Origin of the sequence: Streptomyces sp. NPDC093544, assembly GCF_040683495.1 — a bacterium.
Classification (GTDB): Bacteria; Actinomycetota; Actinomycetes; order Streptomycetales; family Streptomycetaceae; genus Streptomyces.
Genome location: NZ_JBFBEA010000004.1, coordinates 395,484 through 409,913 on the forward strand (window position 1 = coordinate 395,484; position 14,430 = coordinate 409,913).

Annotated in this window: 14 protein-coding genes; 6 read left to right on the forward strand and 8 right to left on the reverse strand. The window is 70.3% G+C overall.

The genetic code is table 11. The features are described from left to right. Positions 1–117 precede the first annotated feature (117 nt). Positions 118–717, forward strand: coding sequence for a DUF5994 family protein (locus AB0N66_RS08040; RefSeq protein ID WP_365430165.1), 600 nt, complete (start codon positions 118–120; stop codon positions 715–717). Here the strand turns inward: AB0N66_RS08040 and AB0N66_RS08045 are convergent. The 4 genes from AB0N66_RS08045 to AB0N66_RS08060 all read right to left on the reverse strand — a co-directional run bounded on the left by AB0N66_RS08045 (position 683) and on the right by AB0N66_RS08060 (position 4,611). After that, positions 683–1,084, reverse strand: coding sequence for a DUF5994 family protein (locus tag AB0N66_RS08045; RefSeq protein ID WP_365430167.1), 402 nt, complete (start codon positions 1,082–1,084; stop codon positions 683–685). The two genes, AB0N66_RS08040 and AB0N66_RS08045, sit on opposite strands and share 35 nt — an antisense overlap. 75 nt (positions 1,085–1,159) lie before the next feature. Further along, a complete protein-coding gene (locus tag AB0N66_RS08050) occupies positions 1,160–2,212 on the reverse strand; it encodes a fatty acid desaturase (RefSeq protein WP_365430169.1) in 1,053 nt (350 codons plus the stop codon). Positions 2,213–2,588: 376 nt separating this feature from the next. Beyond that, positions 2,589–3,989 carry an acyltransferase gene (locus tag AB0N66_RS08055; RefSeq protein ID WP_365430171.1) on the reverse strand — a complete coding sequence of 467 codons (1,401 nt, stop codon included), beginning with the start codon at positions 3,987–3,989 and terminating at the stop codon, positions 2,589–2,591. Between the two features lie 121 nt (positions 3,990–4,110). Next, positions 4,111–4,611, reverse strand: a complete 501-nt coding sequence (locus tag AB0N66_RS08060; RefSeq protein ID WP_365430173.1) for a hypothetical protein — start codon at positions 4,609–4,611, stop codon at positions 4,111–4,113. A gap of 340 nt (positions 4,612–4,951) precedes the next feature. Here AB0N66_RS08060 and AB0N66_RS08065 point away from each other — a divergent pair, with 340 nt between their 5' ends. After that, on the forward strand, positions 4,952–6,889 hold the full coding sequence (locus AB0N66_RS08065) for an Ig-like domain repeat protein (protein ID WP_365430175.1): 1,938 nt from the start codon (positions 4,952–4,954) through the stop codon (positions 6,887–6,889). Positions 6,890–6,925: 36 nt separating this feature from the next. On the opposite strand, the gene AB0N66_RS08070 is transcribed toward AB0N66_RS08065, so the two are convergent. Beyond that, positions 6,926–7,951, reverse strand: a complete 1,026-nt coding sequence (locus AB0N66_RS08070; protein ID WP_365430177.1) for a hemolysin family protein — start codon at positions 7,949–7,951, stop codon at positions 6,926–6,928. After that, positions 7,948–9,282 carry a hemolysin family protein gene (locus AB0N66_RS08075; protein WP_365430179.1) on the reverse strand — a complete coding sequence of 445 codons (1,335 nt, stop codon included), beginning with the start codon at positions 9,280–9,282 and terminating at the stop codon, positions 7,948–7,950. The genes AB0N66_RS08070 and AB0N66_RS08075 overlap by 4 nt, the downstream gene beginning before the upstream one ends. A 428-nt stretch (positions 9,283–9,710) precedes the next feature. On the opposite strand from AB0N66_RS08075, the gene AB0N66_RS08080 reads away from it, so the two are divergent. The 4 genes from AB0N66_RS08080 (at position 9,711) to AB0N66_RS08095 (ending at position 13,065) form a co-directional block, all read left to right on the forward strand. Further along, the gene (locus AB0N66_RS08080; RefSeq protein WP_055611897.1) at positions 9,711–9,914 is read left to right on the forward strand and encodes a cold-shock protein; all 204 of its coding nucleotides are present in this window, start codon (positions 9,711–9,713) and stop codon (positions 9,912–9,914) included. 347 nt (positions 9,915–10,261) lie between these two features. Continuing rightward, entirely contained in the window at positions 10,262–11,788 is a 1,527-nt protein-coding gene (locus AB0N66_RS08085) for a DEAD/DEAH box helicase (protein ID WP_365430181.1), read from the forward strand. 86 nt (positions 11,789–11,874) lie between these two features. Continuing rightward, a complete protein-coding gene (locus AB0N66_RS08090; RefSeq protein ID WP_365430183.1) occupies positions 11,875–12,204 on the forward strand; it encodes an SCO5918 family protein in 330 nt (109 codons plus the stop codon). 522 nt (positions 12,205–12,726) lie between these two features. Further along, positions 12,727–13,065: a MerR family transcriptional regulator gene (locus AB0N66_RS08095; protein WP_365430185.1), complete on the forward strand. Its 339-nt coding sequence runs from the start codon at positions 12,727–12,729 to the stop codon at positions 13,063–13,065. A gap of 51 nt (positions 13,066–13,116) precedes the next feature. Here the strand turns inward: AB0N66_RS08095 and AB0N66_RS08100 are convergent, their stop codons facing one another. Next, positions 13,117–13,782, reverse strand: coding sequence for an SDR family NAD(P)-dependent oxidoreductase (locus tag AB0N66_RS08100; protein WP_365430187.1), 666 nt, complete (start codon positions 13,780–13,782; stop codon positions 13,117–13,119). A gap of 197 nt (positions 13,783–13,979) precedes the next feature. Next, the gene (locus AB0N66_RS08105) at positions 13,980–14,393 is read right to left on the reverse strand and encodes a cupin domain-containing protein (RefSeq protein ID WP_365430189.1); all 414 of its coding nucleotides are present in this window, start codon (positions 14,391–14,393) and stop codon (positions 13,980–13,982) included. Between the last annotated feature and the right edge of the window lie 37 nt (positions 14,394–14,430).

Here is a 14,430-nt window from a genome sequence, read left to right on the forward strand (position 1 = left end):
GTAGCGTGGGCGCATCGAGAGTATTCCGCGCACCGGCCGCCACGCCGCTGTCGTTCTCGGCGAGTGACAACACCGGGCCGCTGCCCACGAGCACCGGCCGGGAGACAGGTTCGCGCGATGTCCGCGACCACCGACCATCCCCCCCTGCGGATCGTGCCCTACAGGGTTCCGGCCGTCCGCCTCGCGCTGAAGCCCGCGAGCACGTCCAAAGGACTGCTGGACGGCGCCTGGTGGCCCCGCTCCCGCGACCTGACAGCCGAACTCTCCACTCTGGCCGAGGTGTTGGACCCCCTGTGGGGACGGATCACCCGGATCGCGGTCAACCCGACCCACTGGCCGGTCATCCCTCGTATGGTGCCCGTCAACGGCCATGTGGTGAAGATCGGTTGGTTCACCCGGGAGCTCGACCCGCACAAGATCCTGCTGCTCTCCTACACCGCAGGCCGCTGGGACCTGCTGGTGGTCCCGCCGGAGACCAGTCCCCCGGCAGCGGCACGTCTGATGGCCGCCGCGAGCGCGGGCACCGGCCCCGAGACGACCGCGAGCGCACTCATGGCGGCGGAACAGGCCCTCCACGGCAGCTCCGTGGCCGACCGGGACCAGGATTCCGAAGGACCCGGGACGACCCAGGAGACCTGGGAGAACGAGGGCGGCCCCGCGCCCTACCCGGCCGCCGTGGCCCTCAGCGCCCCGCTGAGCCCGCGGCAGCGGCCATGAGCGGCTCGGCGATGTCCGGCGGAGTATCGGGCGCCACGACCAGCAGGTCCCATCGCCCCCGGCTGGGGGCGAGCAGACAGACCGTGTGCGGGGCGGACGCGGCGGTGGATCTGTGCAGGCGCACGACCCGGTCAAGGACCAGCATCCGGCCGGGCGTCGCGGCCCATGTCGCCCCGTTGACCGTGACGCTGCCGATGTGACCCCAGGCCTGCGGCAACCCGGCCAGCAGCGACGGGAGTTCCGCGAGCAGGTCGTACGAGCGGGGCCACCACGCACCGTCGATGGGATGCGGCAGGCCACCGCCGGGCGCGAGTCGTAGCCGGAGGAGGGGGTGCGGGGGGAGCGGGTCCTGCAGTGCGATGGCCATGAGGGCTCCTGGTGACTTCCGTACGACGACGGACTTCCGTACGACGATGGGTGGGCCATGGGCGGCCCGGGGTGTTCACACCCGGCGGGCGGCGACGCGGTCCGGCGCGGGCCAGCGCACCTCGCTCACCCAGCCGAGACGTTCGAGAAGGCGGATGACGGCGGCGGAGGGGTCGATCTGGCCGCGGTCGACACCGTGGCGGGCGCTGGTGGGGTCGGCGTGGTGGAGGTTGTGCCAGCTCTCGCCGAAGGAGAGCAGGGCCAGCGGCCACAGGTTGGTGGCCCGGTCGTGGCGCCGGGTGCGGAACGGGCGCTCGCCGATCATGTGGCACAGCGAGTTCACGCTCCAGGTGACGTGCTGGAGCAGTGCGATACGCACAACTCCCGCCCACAGCAGAGCGGTCAGGCCGTACACCCAGCTACCGCCGATGACCCAGCCCACCGCGAACGGCAGCGCGAGAGTGAGAAGGCACAGGGTCGGGAAGGCACGGGAGACGGCGCTGATGTCGCGGTCTCCGACCAGGTCGGGGGCGTATCGGTCCGCGGGCGTGGCGTCGTTGCGGAACAGCCAGCCGACGTGTGCGTGCAGCAGCCCACGCAACTGGCCACGCAGGTGGGTGCCGTAGCGGTACGGGGAGTGCGGGTCCCCCGGCCGGTCGGTGAACGCGTGGTGGCGGCGGTGGGTGGCGACCCAGCCGATGACATCGCCCTGGAAACTCATCGACCCGGCCACCGCCAGGGCGATACGGACGGGGCGCTTGGCACGGTAGCTGTTGTGCGTGAGCCCGCGGTGGAAGCCGACGGTGATGCCGAGGCCCGTGATCGTGTAGAGGACGACCGCCAGCAGGATGTCGACGGGATGGATGAGGCTGCCCCACAGCAACCAGCCGGCCAGGCCGAGCGCCACGAACGGCAGGATGACGATCGCCGCGGTCACGCTGACGTACATCCGCTCACCCCTGTCGCGGGGCGGAGCCGGATCACCCTCGGGGAAGGGGGCCGCCCCGTCGTACACGTATGCCTGTTCGTGTTCCTGACCCGGGTCCCGTTTCCGGGACGGCGGGACAGTGTTCGACGGCACGACCTCTGAAGGGGGTTCGGCCGCGGACGTGGTGGAACTGAGCGACATCGGAACTCCTTGACCTCGGTGCGAGTGGCGCGGCCGGGGTCACGGGCTGCTCCGGTAGACGGACAGGTGAGGTGCGGCGGGCGGCCGGGTGACTGAGGGTCGGCCCTTCGGCACAGGCGAAGAGTCGGCGGAGCCACGCCGGTCGAGGGAAGGGCTTCGATGGTCAGGGGCAGAGCCTGCCCCGAGCGCGAAGCACCCGGTGCGATCGATACGCGACGATGCGAGAGAACCGAGACAATGCGAGAAAACCGCGAGGCCGATACCGGCCTGAGCACCGGCATCCGAACGGTCCTCGCGTCTATACGGTACTCCTGGGCGCCCGAAAGGAGGCCGGACTCGGCCGTCGGCAGCCCGTCGGCAGCCCGTCGGCCCGACGTCAGGCGGCTCCTTCCCATACGTCCTTGGGTTCTCTGGGGTCATCGATGCCCTTGGCGCCCTTGGGGTCCTTGGAGCCATCGATGCCCTTGGCATCCTTGGGCTTCCCCGGGCTTCGGCGCACCGCCGTCCGCCCGGAGGCCATCACCAGCGCCGTGCCCAGCGCCAGGCCCAGCGCGGGCAGGACGGGGAACCGGCCGTCGTACGCGAACCCCCGCACGGCGAACCGGGTCAGCGCGGCGACGCTCGCCGCCAGGCCGAGCCACAGCGGCCAGGGGCGGTGCGGGCCGGCGTCCGGCCGAGTCCGCTCGTACAGCAGCGTCAGCCCGCGCTCCAGCGGTCGCAGTGCCGTCACCACACCGGCCAGGATCACGCCGAGTACCAGCAGCCACGGCACCCGCAGACCCCACCAGGCCGTAGAGCCGAACTCGGGCTGGGGTGCGAGCCCCGTCAGGTAGAAAGCGGCGGCCGCGACGAGCACCGGCAACATGTGCCACAGATACAGCGTCATGCTGGCGCCGCCCACGGGGCGCACCAGCCGCCACACCCGCTCGCGGGCCAGCAGCCGCCGCAGGGCCGGTGCGGCGAGCAGGCACAGCCCGGCCTGGGCCACCACCCACGCCAGCATCGCCGCCGACGGCGGATTGGTGTTGCTGGGTGTCTGCCCCGTCACCAGGATCAGGCTGACCGGGAACGGCCCGAACGTGATCAGCGCGGCGAAGGCGAGCCCGCCGCCCGCCGCCATCGCGACCGGCCCGCGCCCGCGCTCGCGCCCCGTCGTCAGCAGTCCGTCCCGCCAGCAGAAACCCAGCTGGTAGGCGACGCCCCACACGAGCACGTAGTTGAGGAGCCCGACGTACGGCGTGTGGGCCGTCACCACCAGCACGTCGGCTGCGAGCGCGATCACGCCCATCGCGACGGGGACGGCGAGCCCCCAGCGCCGGTGTGCCGCGTGCAGCGCCGGGGTCAGGGCGCTGAGGATCAGATACACCGGAAGGAACCAGAACTGCATGGCCATCGCCCAGCCCACCAGCGCGAGGGTGTCCCGGTCCACGCCCACCGCCGAGCAGATCCCGACGGCGGACAGCACCAAGGCGCTGTAGGCCGCCGTCGGAAGCAGCAGCCGCAACGCCCGCGCTCCCACCCACCCGGAGGCCGTCCCGCCCGCCGCCCGGGTCCGCGCCCAGGAGCCGCCCGCCGCATGACCCCCGGCCAGGAAGAACAGCGGCATGACCTGGAACCCGAGGGTCAGCCACTGGGTCCAGGCAAAGGTCGCCAGCAGCTCCGGCGCGGCGATCGCTCCGCCGGGCTCCCGGACCAGGGCGGTGATCAGCCAGTGGCCGAGCACCACCAGAACGATCGCCCACGCGCGCAGGAAGTCGACGTAGCGGTCTCTGCTCATACGTCGTGATGCTGCCGCAGGGCCGCTGCGAGCGCGGCAGGAAGTCCGGGCCGCAACCGATTCGTGCCCGGTACGACATGATCCGCGTCCCGCGGCGACTTCAGCGAGGCCTCAACCGGACCTACTCCCCTGCCCACTTCCGCAGCAGTGCCTCGCGTTCCTCGCGGCGCGGGGTGCTGTCGTCGGCCTGCTCGCGGCGCCATGCGAGGAGATCGCCGACGGCCGCGCCGCCGTCGGCGAGGCGCTCCAGCACACTTCCCGAGAGTTCGCGCTCGACCTGCGGGTAGATCCCGCCGGAGATCGCCGGAAGAGCGCTCACCGCGACGCTGTCGTCGGCCGTCTCCACGTGCACGGTGAAGGCGGGCGGGAACTCGCCGTCGCCGGTCACCAGCACGACCAGGGAGTCGAAGGCCATGGAGACGAGCCGCCGGCCCGCGGACCGTACGACCAGGTCGGCGACCTCGATCCGCCGTACCTCGCCCCAGCTCCAGAACGCGCCGTTACCGGCCCCCAGGGTCTCGACCCCGCCCTCCGTCAGCCGCACCCCGGACGCCGTCCCGATGGGCTCGGCCCCCACATACACGGCGTCCTCGGTGATCCAGAACAGGCCGACCATGCCCATGGGGTGCCTCCAGCGGTTGCGCGGTGCCTTACGAGCGAACAGCCTTACGCCGCCCACGTGTTGGTCTGTGAGAGGGCGGAGGCGGCCGCGCGGTTCAGCCAAAGCGGGAAGTCGCCGCGAAGTCGCCAAGAACTCGCCGGGAACGCAGAGGCAGCGCGCTCCCCACCCGGCCCGATCTGTTCACCGGAAACTCCCTCCTCATCTGTCACAGGCATGCCATACGCTGATCACAGCAGCCGCGCCCCGTGCGTTCACCGCGTCTCAGCGGTGCCGTCCGGGCGTTGCGCGGCGCACTCAACTCCCGGCCATCCACCGGGTTTTCTTGTGGGGGTACATCACTGTGCGCAGGCGCAGCATCTCGACCGCGACAGCGCTCGCGGTTCTTTTCAGTTCGGCGGCGCTGAGCGTCGCCACGGCCGGGTCCGCGGCGGCCGTCCCGGCTGTGGTCACCTCGCCCGGCGGGATCGTCGCTGACGGCACGCACCAGCGGGTCTTCGTGGGCGACAGTTCGGCCGGCACCATCATCGCCACCGACTACTCCGGCGCCCTCTCCGACACGGTGGGCGGGATCAGCGGGGTCTCTGCCCTGGCGCTGGCCGACGGCGACGTCACCCTGTACGCGGCAGCGCCGGGCAGCCACGAGATCGTGGCCCTCAACCCTGTCACCCTCGACGTCAAGGCCCGCTACGACATCGGCGCCGACGCCACTCCGGGGTCCCTGGCCTTCGCCGGCGGCCGGCTCTGGTTCTCCTACCGGACCACGGGCACCGACGGCTTCCACGGAAACCTGGGCTCCATCGACCCGACGGCCGGGGACGACGCGGTGCGCCTCGGCCAGCTCCCCGAGGGTGTCTCGCCGTTTTACAACGCGGCGCTCCTCGACGCCGACCCGTCGGCGCCCGGTCTGCTGGCCTTCGCCGACAGCGGCGACTCGCCGGGCGCGGTCAACGTCCTCGATGTCTCCGGCACCGCACCGCAGGTACTCGCCAAGAGCAGCGGGGGCAGCTACTACGGGGATGTCGACCTCGTACCCGGCGTCTCCGAGGTGCTGTCCAACGGCTCGCGGCGGCTCTCCTACGCGGACGGCGACTTCACGGACGTCGGGGCCTACACAGGAGGGGGCTGGTTCGCCGACATCTCCCCGAGCGGTTTGGTCGCCCAGGCCTACGACAAGCACGTGTCGGTCTACAAGCCCAACACCAACCCGGCGATCCGCACCTTCGCCGCCGGCACGTCCTCCATCGGCCCCGTGACCTGGGCCCCCGACTCCTCGCGGGTCTTCGCTCTCACGGGCACGAACGGCGGCTACACGCTTAAGGCGTTCACCGGCCCGACGCTCAACGTCCCGACCCTCACGGCGAACGCCCCCGCCACCGCCCCCCGCGCCAAGAAGCTCACCGTAACCGGCAAGCTCTCGGCGACAGTTCCCCTCCCGGCCGGCGCCAAGCTGGCCGTCACCCGTACCGACCTGGACAGCCCGGGCGGCAAGGCGCTGCCCACCGTCACCGTGAAGTCGAACGGCACGTACAGCTTCACCGACACCCCGCCGGCCGGTGGCACGGTCACGTACAAGGTCACCTACACGGGCGACGCCGAGCACACCACGGCCACGGCGTCCGACAAGGTCACGGTCTCCCGTGCGAAGCCGGGGCTGACCCTGGACAAGAACGGCAAGGTCTACAACTACGGCACCGACGTCGCCTTCACCGCGCACCTCGGCTCGACGTACAAGAACCGCACGGTCGAGATCTGGGCGAATCCCTTCGGCAGCGACAAGCCCAACAAGCTGCTGAAGACCGGGAAGGTCAACTCCAGCGGCAACATCGCCGCCTGGGTCGACATGACGCGGGACACGGAGATCACCGCGGTCTTCAAGGGTGACGCCCGTTACGCGCCGCGGACGGTGAAGGTCACGGCCTTCGCCCGGGTCAAGATCTCCACCGCCGTCTCCAAGCACTACAAGACGGCCAAGATCGGCTCGACGTCGTACTACTGGTTCCACAAGAACACCGACCCGGTGCTGACCACGAGCATGTCGTACTACCCGGGCCGCATGCAGCGCTTCGACCTCCAGGTCTACGCCCAGGGCTCCTGGTACTCGCTCGACTCGGAGTACTTCGCGCTCGCCACGAACGGCAAGTCGGCGGTCAGCCTCGGCGCGCCCGGCGAGTCCGGCATCCGGGCGCGGATGCGGTCGACATACGTCAACAGCTCGTCGGGTGACACCGTGAACTCGACTACGTACGGGCCCTGGAAGTACCTGTACTTCTCCAACTAGCCCACCTGGCAAGGCATCTTGGCGGCCCGGTTCCGGTCACGTACGCGTGGCCGGGGCCGGGCCGACCAGTTCCGACAGCACGTCCTCCATCGTGACGAAGCCGAGCACCGCGCCCTTCTCACCGGTGACCGCGGCCAGATGGCTGCCCATGGCGCGCAGGGCGGTGAGGGTGTCGTCGAGCGGGGTGTCGATGCGGACCCGGGTGACGGGGTGCAGGGCGGTGCGCGGGAAGGGGCGGTCGCGGTCGGCGACGCCCAGGGTGTCCTTGATGTGCAGGTAGCCGAGCAGGGTGCCGTCCTCGCCGGTGACCGGGAAGCGGGAGAAGCCCGCCTCGGCGGCCGCCCGCTCCAGCCTCGCCGGGGTCACCGTGTGGTCCACGGTGCGCATCTTCGGCAGCGGGACGATGATCTCGCCGACCGGGCGGGTGCCCAGCTCCAGCGCGTCGCGCAGCCGCTCGCCGTCGGCGGCCGTGAGCAGTCCGGCCTCGCTGGAGTCCACGACCATGCGGGCGAGCTGGTCGTCGGTGAAGACCGACTCCACCTCGTCCTTCGGCTCCACCCGCAACAGCTTCAGCAGCACGTTGGCGAAGGCGTTGATCCCGAAGATCACCGGCTTCAGGGCCCGGGTGAGGGCCACCAGGGGCGGGCCGAGGAACAGCGCGGTGGGCACGGGCGCCGCGAGCGCGATGTTCTTCGGGACCATCTCGCCGATCAGCATGTGCAGATACGTCGCCACGGTCAGCGCGATGACGAAGGCGATCGGGTGCACCAGGCCGTGCGGGATGTGCGCCGCCCCGAAGGCCGGCTCCAGCAGATGCGCGATCGCGGGCTCGGCGACCGCGCCGAGCACCAGCGAGGAGACGGTGATACCGAGCTGGGCGGTGGCCATCATCGCGGAGATGTGCCGCAGCCCCCACAGGGTCATCCGGGCCCGCTTGTCGCCCTCCTGGGCGCGGGGTTCGATCTGACTGCGGCGTACCGAGATCAGGGCGAACTCCGCCCCGACGAAGAACGCGTTGGTCAGCAGGGTCAGAGCGCCGATGGCGAGCTGGACGACGGTCATCGGGCTTCCTCCGTGATGCGCCGTGCCGCGGCCACCGGTTCGGTGATGCGGACCCGATCGGCGCGGTGGTGCTCGACGTCCAGCACGGTCAGCCGCCAGCCGTCGAGCTCGACGGTGTCTCCCTCGGCGGGGATACGGGCGAGGCGGGTGGCGATGAGTCCGGCGACGGTCTCGTACGGCCCCTCGGGCGCGGTCAGCCCCATGCCGGTCAGCTCGTCGATCCGTACGCCGCCGTCCGCCTCCCACACCGCGCGGCCGTCCTCGGTGGCGGTGGCGGGCAGCAGGTCGGGGGCCTCGATCGGGTCGTGCTCGTCGCGGACCTCGCCCACGACCTCCTCGACGATGTCCTCCACGGTCGCCACGCCCGCCGTACCGCCGTACTCGTCGATGACGACGGCCATGGTGCGGCTCTCGCGCAGCCGCTCAAGGAGCCGGTCGGCGGGCAGGCTGTCGGGCACCAGGAGCGCGGCGGTGGCCAGCTCGGTGACCGGCGTGACGGCCCGCTCGGCAGGCTCCAGGGCCAGTACGTCGCGGATGTGGACGGTGCCGATGACCTCGTCGAGGCTGTCGGCGTAGACCGGGAAGCGGGACAGTCCGGTGGCGTGGGTGAGGTTGGCGGCGTCGGCGGCCGTGGCATGCGCCTCCAGCGCCCGCACGTCCACCCTCGGGGTCATCACGTTCTCCGCGGTCAGCTCGCTCAGGTGCAGGGTGCGTACGAAGAGTTCGGCGGAGTCCGCCTCCAGCGCGCCCTCGGCTGCCGAGTGCTGGGCGAGCGCGACCAGTTCCTCGGGGCTGCGGGCGGAGGCCAGTTCCTCGGCGGGCTCCAGGCCCATACGGCGTACAAAACGGTTCGCGGTGTTGTTGAGGTGATGGATGAACGGCCCGAACGCGGCTGTGAACCCCCGCTGCGGGCCGGCCGCCACCTTCGCGACGGCCAGCGGACGCGAGATCGCCCAGTTCTTCGGCACCAGTTCGCCCACCACCATCAGTACGACGGTGGAGATGACCACGCCAAGCACGGTCGCCACGGAGGAGGCCGCGCCGCCGAGGCCGACCGCCTCCAGCGGGCCGCGCAGCAGCGTGGCGAACGACGGCTCGGCGAGCATGCCGATCACCAGCGAGGTGACGGTGATGCCGAGCTGCGCGCCGGACAGCTGGAGGGTCAGCCGGCGCACCGCTTTCAGTGCGCCGTCCGCGCCGCGCTCGCCTGCCTCGGCGGCGCGCTCCAGATCACCGCGCTCGACGGTGGTGAGGGAGAACTCGGCCGCCACGAACAGCGCGCAGGCGAGCGTGAGCAGCAGGGCGAGGAGCAACAACAGGATCTCGGTCACCGTGCCACCCCCGATCCCCTGTGCATGCCTGGCGGGCGGGATGTGGCACGGCTGGTACTGGGAGGTTCACCCATCGCGGAACCGTCGCTCCTCGGTCGTACTCGTGGTCGTAGGTTCCGTCCAGTGTAAAGGGTTCGCAAAGTTGCCCGGCGCCCCTCTCCGCCGCCGGCCGATCCCCCGGCAGAAACATTGGAGGCCGAGGGAGGCAATATCTATGGCCACAAAGTGAGAAATTGGCGCGACGCGCGATGAGGGTTTTTCGGTCGACCGGCGGAACAGATTTACCTATCACACATCCCCGGTCGCAGCGTGCTACTGTTGATCTCAGTTGCAGTTGTGGTCCCCAGAAAATCCTGAGGGTAATCATCACGGCGACACGGAGTGCGCACAGTGTGCAGTCCGAGCACCGCCCCGAAGGAGATTTTGACATGGCTGCTGGTACCGTGAAGTGGTTCAACGCGGAAAAGGGCTTCGGCTTCATCGAGCAGGACGGCGGCGGCGCCGACGTCTTCGCGCACTACTCGAACATTGCCGCCCAGGGCTTCCGCGAGCTCCAGGAAGGCCAGAAGGTCACCTTCGACATCGCGCAGGGCCAGAAGGGCCCGACGGCCGAGAACATCGTTCCCGCCTGACGCTGACGCTTACTTCGCAGCTGGGGCCCGCACCTTGGGGTGTGGGCCCCAGCTCGCTGCGTTCCAGGACGCGGACCCGCTCCGGATGTGAATCCGGGCAACAAGACGGACAGAAACCGGATATCGATCCAACTTTCGAACGGGATTGATATCCGCCGGACCGTCCGCACGTAATACCCGGTCTCACCAACAGGATCGCGCTATTCAATTCGGCGCCGTATCCGGTGAGTACTTACTGCCGACCGATTTCGGTCTCGCATTTTCTTCGGCTCGTTCTTGCGATTCTCTGCGCTGCTCATTCGCTGCGGGAATTCCTTGATACGTGCCATATCAAGGAAGGTTTCGCATTGAATCGCGACCGCACACGTACCCGCACAAATGATCGCTTCGCACGCACACGCTCCGGAGGCTCCAGCTCCGGTGGATATGGCTCCGGCGGTTCCGGCTCGGGCGGTTCGGGCTCCGGAAGGGGCGGCGGCCGCTCCGGCGCTCCGAGCCGTGGTGGAAGCTACGGCCGCCGGCCGGCCGCACTGCAGGGCGAGTTCGCGCTGCCGAAGACGATCACACCCGCTCTCCCCGCCGCCGAGGCGTTCGCCGATCTCGACATGCCGGCGTCGTTGCTGGCCACGCTCGGCCAGGAAGGCATGAGCGTGCCCTTCCCGATCCAGGCGGCGACCCTGCCGAACTCCCTCGCGGGCCGTGACGTACTCGGCCGTGGCCGCACCGGTTCGGGCAAGACCCTCGCCTTCGGACTCGCGCTGCTTGCCCGTACGGCCGGTCAGCGTGCCGAGCCGCGCCAGCCGCTGGCTCTTGTCCTCGTCCCCACCCGCGAGCTCGCCCAGCAGGTCACCGACGCGCTCACCCCGTACGCCCGCTCGGTGCGGCTGCGACTGACCACCGTGGTGGGCGGGATGTCGCTCGGCAGGCAGGCCGGTGCGCTGCGCGGCGGGGCCGAGGTCGTCGTCGCGACCCCGGGCCGGCTCAAGGACCTCATCGACCGTGGCGACTGCCGGCTGAACCAGGTCGCCATCACCGTCCTCGACGAGGCCGACCAGATGGCCGACATGGGCTTCATGCCCCAGGTCACCGCGCTGCTCGACCAGGTGCGCCCCGAGGGCCAGCGGATGCTCTTCTCGGCCACCCTGGACCGTAACGTCGACCTGCTGGTCCGGCGCTACCTGACCGACCCTGTGGTCCACTCCGTCGACCCGTCCGCGGGCGCGGTCACCACGATGGAGCACCACGTCCTCCACGTGCACGGTGCGGACAAGAACCGGACGACCACCGAGATCGCGGCGCGCGAGGGCCGGGTGCTGATGTTCCTGGACACCAAGCACGCGGTGGACCGGCTGACCGAGCACCTGCTGAGCAGTGGTGTCCGTGCCGCCGCCCTGCACGGTGGCAAGTCCCAGCCGCAGCGCACGCGGACCCTGGACCAGTTCAAGACCGGGCATGTGACGGTACTGGTGGCGACCAACGTCGCGGCGCGCGGGATCCATGTCGACAACCTCGACCTCGTCGTCAACGTCGACCCGCCCACCGACCCCAAGGACTACCTGCACCGCGGCGGTCGTACGGCCCGCGCCGGCGAGTCCGGCAGTGTCGTCACCCTGGTGACGCCCAACCAGCGCCGCGAGATGACCCGGCTGATGGCTGCCGCCGGTATCACCCCGCAGAACACTCAAGTGCGTTCGGGTGAGGCGGAGTTGAACCGCATCACGGGCGCCCAGGCTCCCTCGGGCATCCCGGTCGTCATCAAGGCGCCGGTCGTGGAACGGCCCCGTCGCGGCGGTTCCTCCTCGTCGCCCTCCTCGTCCCGGGGCCGTCGTGGCCGCACCGGGCAGCGGCGGCCCGCCGTCAAGCCGGCGGCCTAGCGGCGCCGGTGGACTCTTCCACCCACCCCGGCCCTGGCCCCGGTCAGCAGCTCGTTCCCTCCCTCCCCCCTCCCATGTGAGGCATCATGCGCTGTGTCATCGCCCGCTTCCCGTTCGACCTCACCAAGAGCGGGGTGCTGGAAACGATGAAGGGTGTCAAGCCCGAGCCGATCACGGGTGAGTCCGTGATCATCGGCCGCTGCCATTACCCCGCCAAGCAGGTCGGCGAGGTCATCACCCGGCAGGACCGCCGTGACTTCACCAGCGGTGAAGTCACCCGGGCCATGGCCCGCCTCGGCTTCACCTGCCGCGGTGGCCAGGAGGCCGTCGCGCCCGCCGCACCCGCTCCGCGCCCCCTGACTCCGCTCCAGAACGCGTCGGCGCTGCTCGGCAGCCCTGCCCCCCTGGAAGTCTGAGGAAGGGCGGGCACAACCCGCCACACCAGTTCAGCGAGCTGTACAGCGATACAACGATGAGGGCCCTGCCGACGCGCGTCGGCAGGGCCCTCATCGCGTTTTCCGACGAGTTCCCGCTGGTCGGAGGATCAGAATATTGACCTCCACGGCGCGCCGAAATCTATGCTTGCCAGAGTAGACATTGGCCGATGTCGTGGCTAAGGTTTCTCTCGTAGCCGCGGTCGAGCGAGACCCGGCAGACACGAACGAACAGACCGACTCAGAGGAAGGACGGAGGAGCAGACGCCATCTGGATCGCCCGGACCGAGTTGTATCCGGCCCGGGTACCGCAAGACCCCTGGATTGGAAGGTGGTCCCCGGTCACGCATCCGCGATCCCCGCAGTCCCGTCCTTCTCTCAGGCCGGGCAGCGGAAACAGAAGGTCGGCGCAGCGGTAAGGCCGACCGATGGTGTTGAATTTCCTTCGGGGCCCTGGTGCCGTACGGCACCAGGGCCCCTCGACGCGTTGCATATCGAGGTGAAATGACAGCAGATACTCCGCTCAGTGGCCATCTGGACGACGACGACTACCCCGCCTACACGATGGGCCGGGCCGCCGAGATGCTCGGCACCACCCCCGGCTTCCTCCGGGCCATCGGCGAGGCCCGCCTGATCACTCCGCTCCGCTCCGAGGGCGGACACCGGCGGTACTCCCGCTACCAGCTGCGGATCGCCGCCCGCGCCCGCGAGCTCGTCGACAAGGGAACCCCGGTCGAGGCCGCCTGCCGCATCGTCATCCTTGAGGACCAGCTCGAGGAAGCTCAGCGCATCAACGCCGAGTACCGCCGCACCGCGAAGGAAACGACTGACAGCTCCAGCTGACTGACAGCTCCAGCCAACTGAATGCCTGGCGCGGGCCGTGCCCGAGACGGGTCAGCTGTCGAGGTCGTCCGCGTAGTGCCGGAACCCGTGCCTGTCCCGGTGGATGCCCCACAGGGTGTCGGCGAGCGCCGCGGGGTCCTTTCTGTCGTGGCCCTCGATGATCGCGCCGGGGATGATGAGCTGCGCGACGTGAATTCCGTCGGCGGCGAGCGTGTCGTGCAGCAGGTGGCCGTACGCGCTCTCCGCGGCGAAGGCGATCGAGGTGCCGGCCCGGTCGGGGTGGGGAACGACGGCGGTACCCCCGTTCACGAAGAGGATGGTGCCGCGGCCCAGTGACCGCATGGAGGGCAGCACCTCTCGGACGGCGGTGGCGGGTCCGTACACGGAGAACTCGATCGGGCCCACGAGATCGGCGGGGGCGGTCTCCAGCACCGGCCGCATGAAGTCCCGGTGCGGGATCGGGCTGTACTGCAGGACCTCGATCGGGCCCAGCGTCGCGGCCGCGGCGGCCAGAGCCGCTTCGAGGGCTTTCGCGTCGCGTACGTCGGCGACGAAGCCGCGCGCTGTGATGCCGACACCGGTCAGACCGTCGGCGAGGGCATCGGCACGTTCACGGTTGCGCGAGATGAGGGCGACGTCGTAGCCCTCCCGGCCGAACCGCCGCGCGACGGCGGCTCCGAGTCCGGGTCCCGCTCCGATGATGGCGATGGTGGTCATGGGTGAGATTCCTTGGGTCGCGGAGTGGCGGGCGGCGGGGTGGCGGGGTTCCGGGTGGCGGGTGGCCGGGTAGCGGGTGGCCGGGTCCCGAGTAGCGGGTGCCGGGTGGCTGGCTGGCGGGTGCCGGGTGGCCGGGTCCCGGGTAGCGGGTGCCGGGTGCCCGGCGGCGGGGACCGACAGGGGGCTTCCAGCCGGGCTCAGTGCGTGCTGCTGCGCGGGGCGGTGTACACCTCGTCGCTGACCTTCTCCAGCCACTCGGTCTCAGGGCTGCCGTCGCCGAGGCCCTCCCACAGCGCGAGGTGCTCCATGAAGCGGTCCGGAGCGGCGCCGTGCCAGTGCTCCTGCCCGGCCGGGGTGTGGATGGTGTCGCCGGGGTGGGCCTCGATGACCGTGCCGTCGCGCGTACCGATCAGCGCGGTCCCGGAGACGATGTGCAGGGTCTGGCCGACGGCGTGCGCGTGCCAGTTGGTGCGGGCGCAGGGTGCGAAGCGCACCATGTTGGCGCGCATCCGGGAGGGTTCCTGGCCCGCGTAGATGACGTCGAACCAGACGTCGCCGGTGAACCGGTCGGCCGGGGCCTTGACGGTGGGCTGCTGCTTGAGGATCTCCATGGGCATCTCCTGACCGCTCGCTTCCTCTCATCGAAAC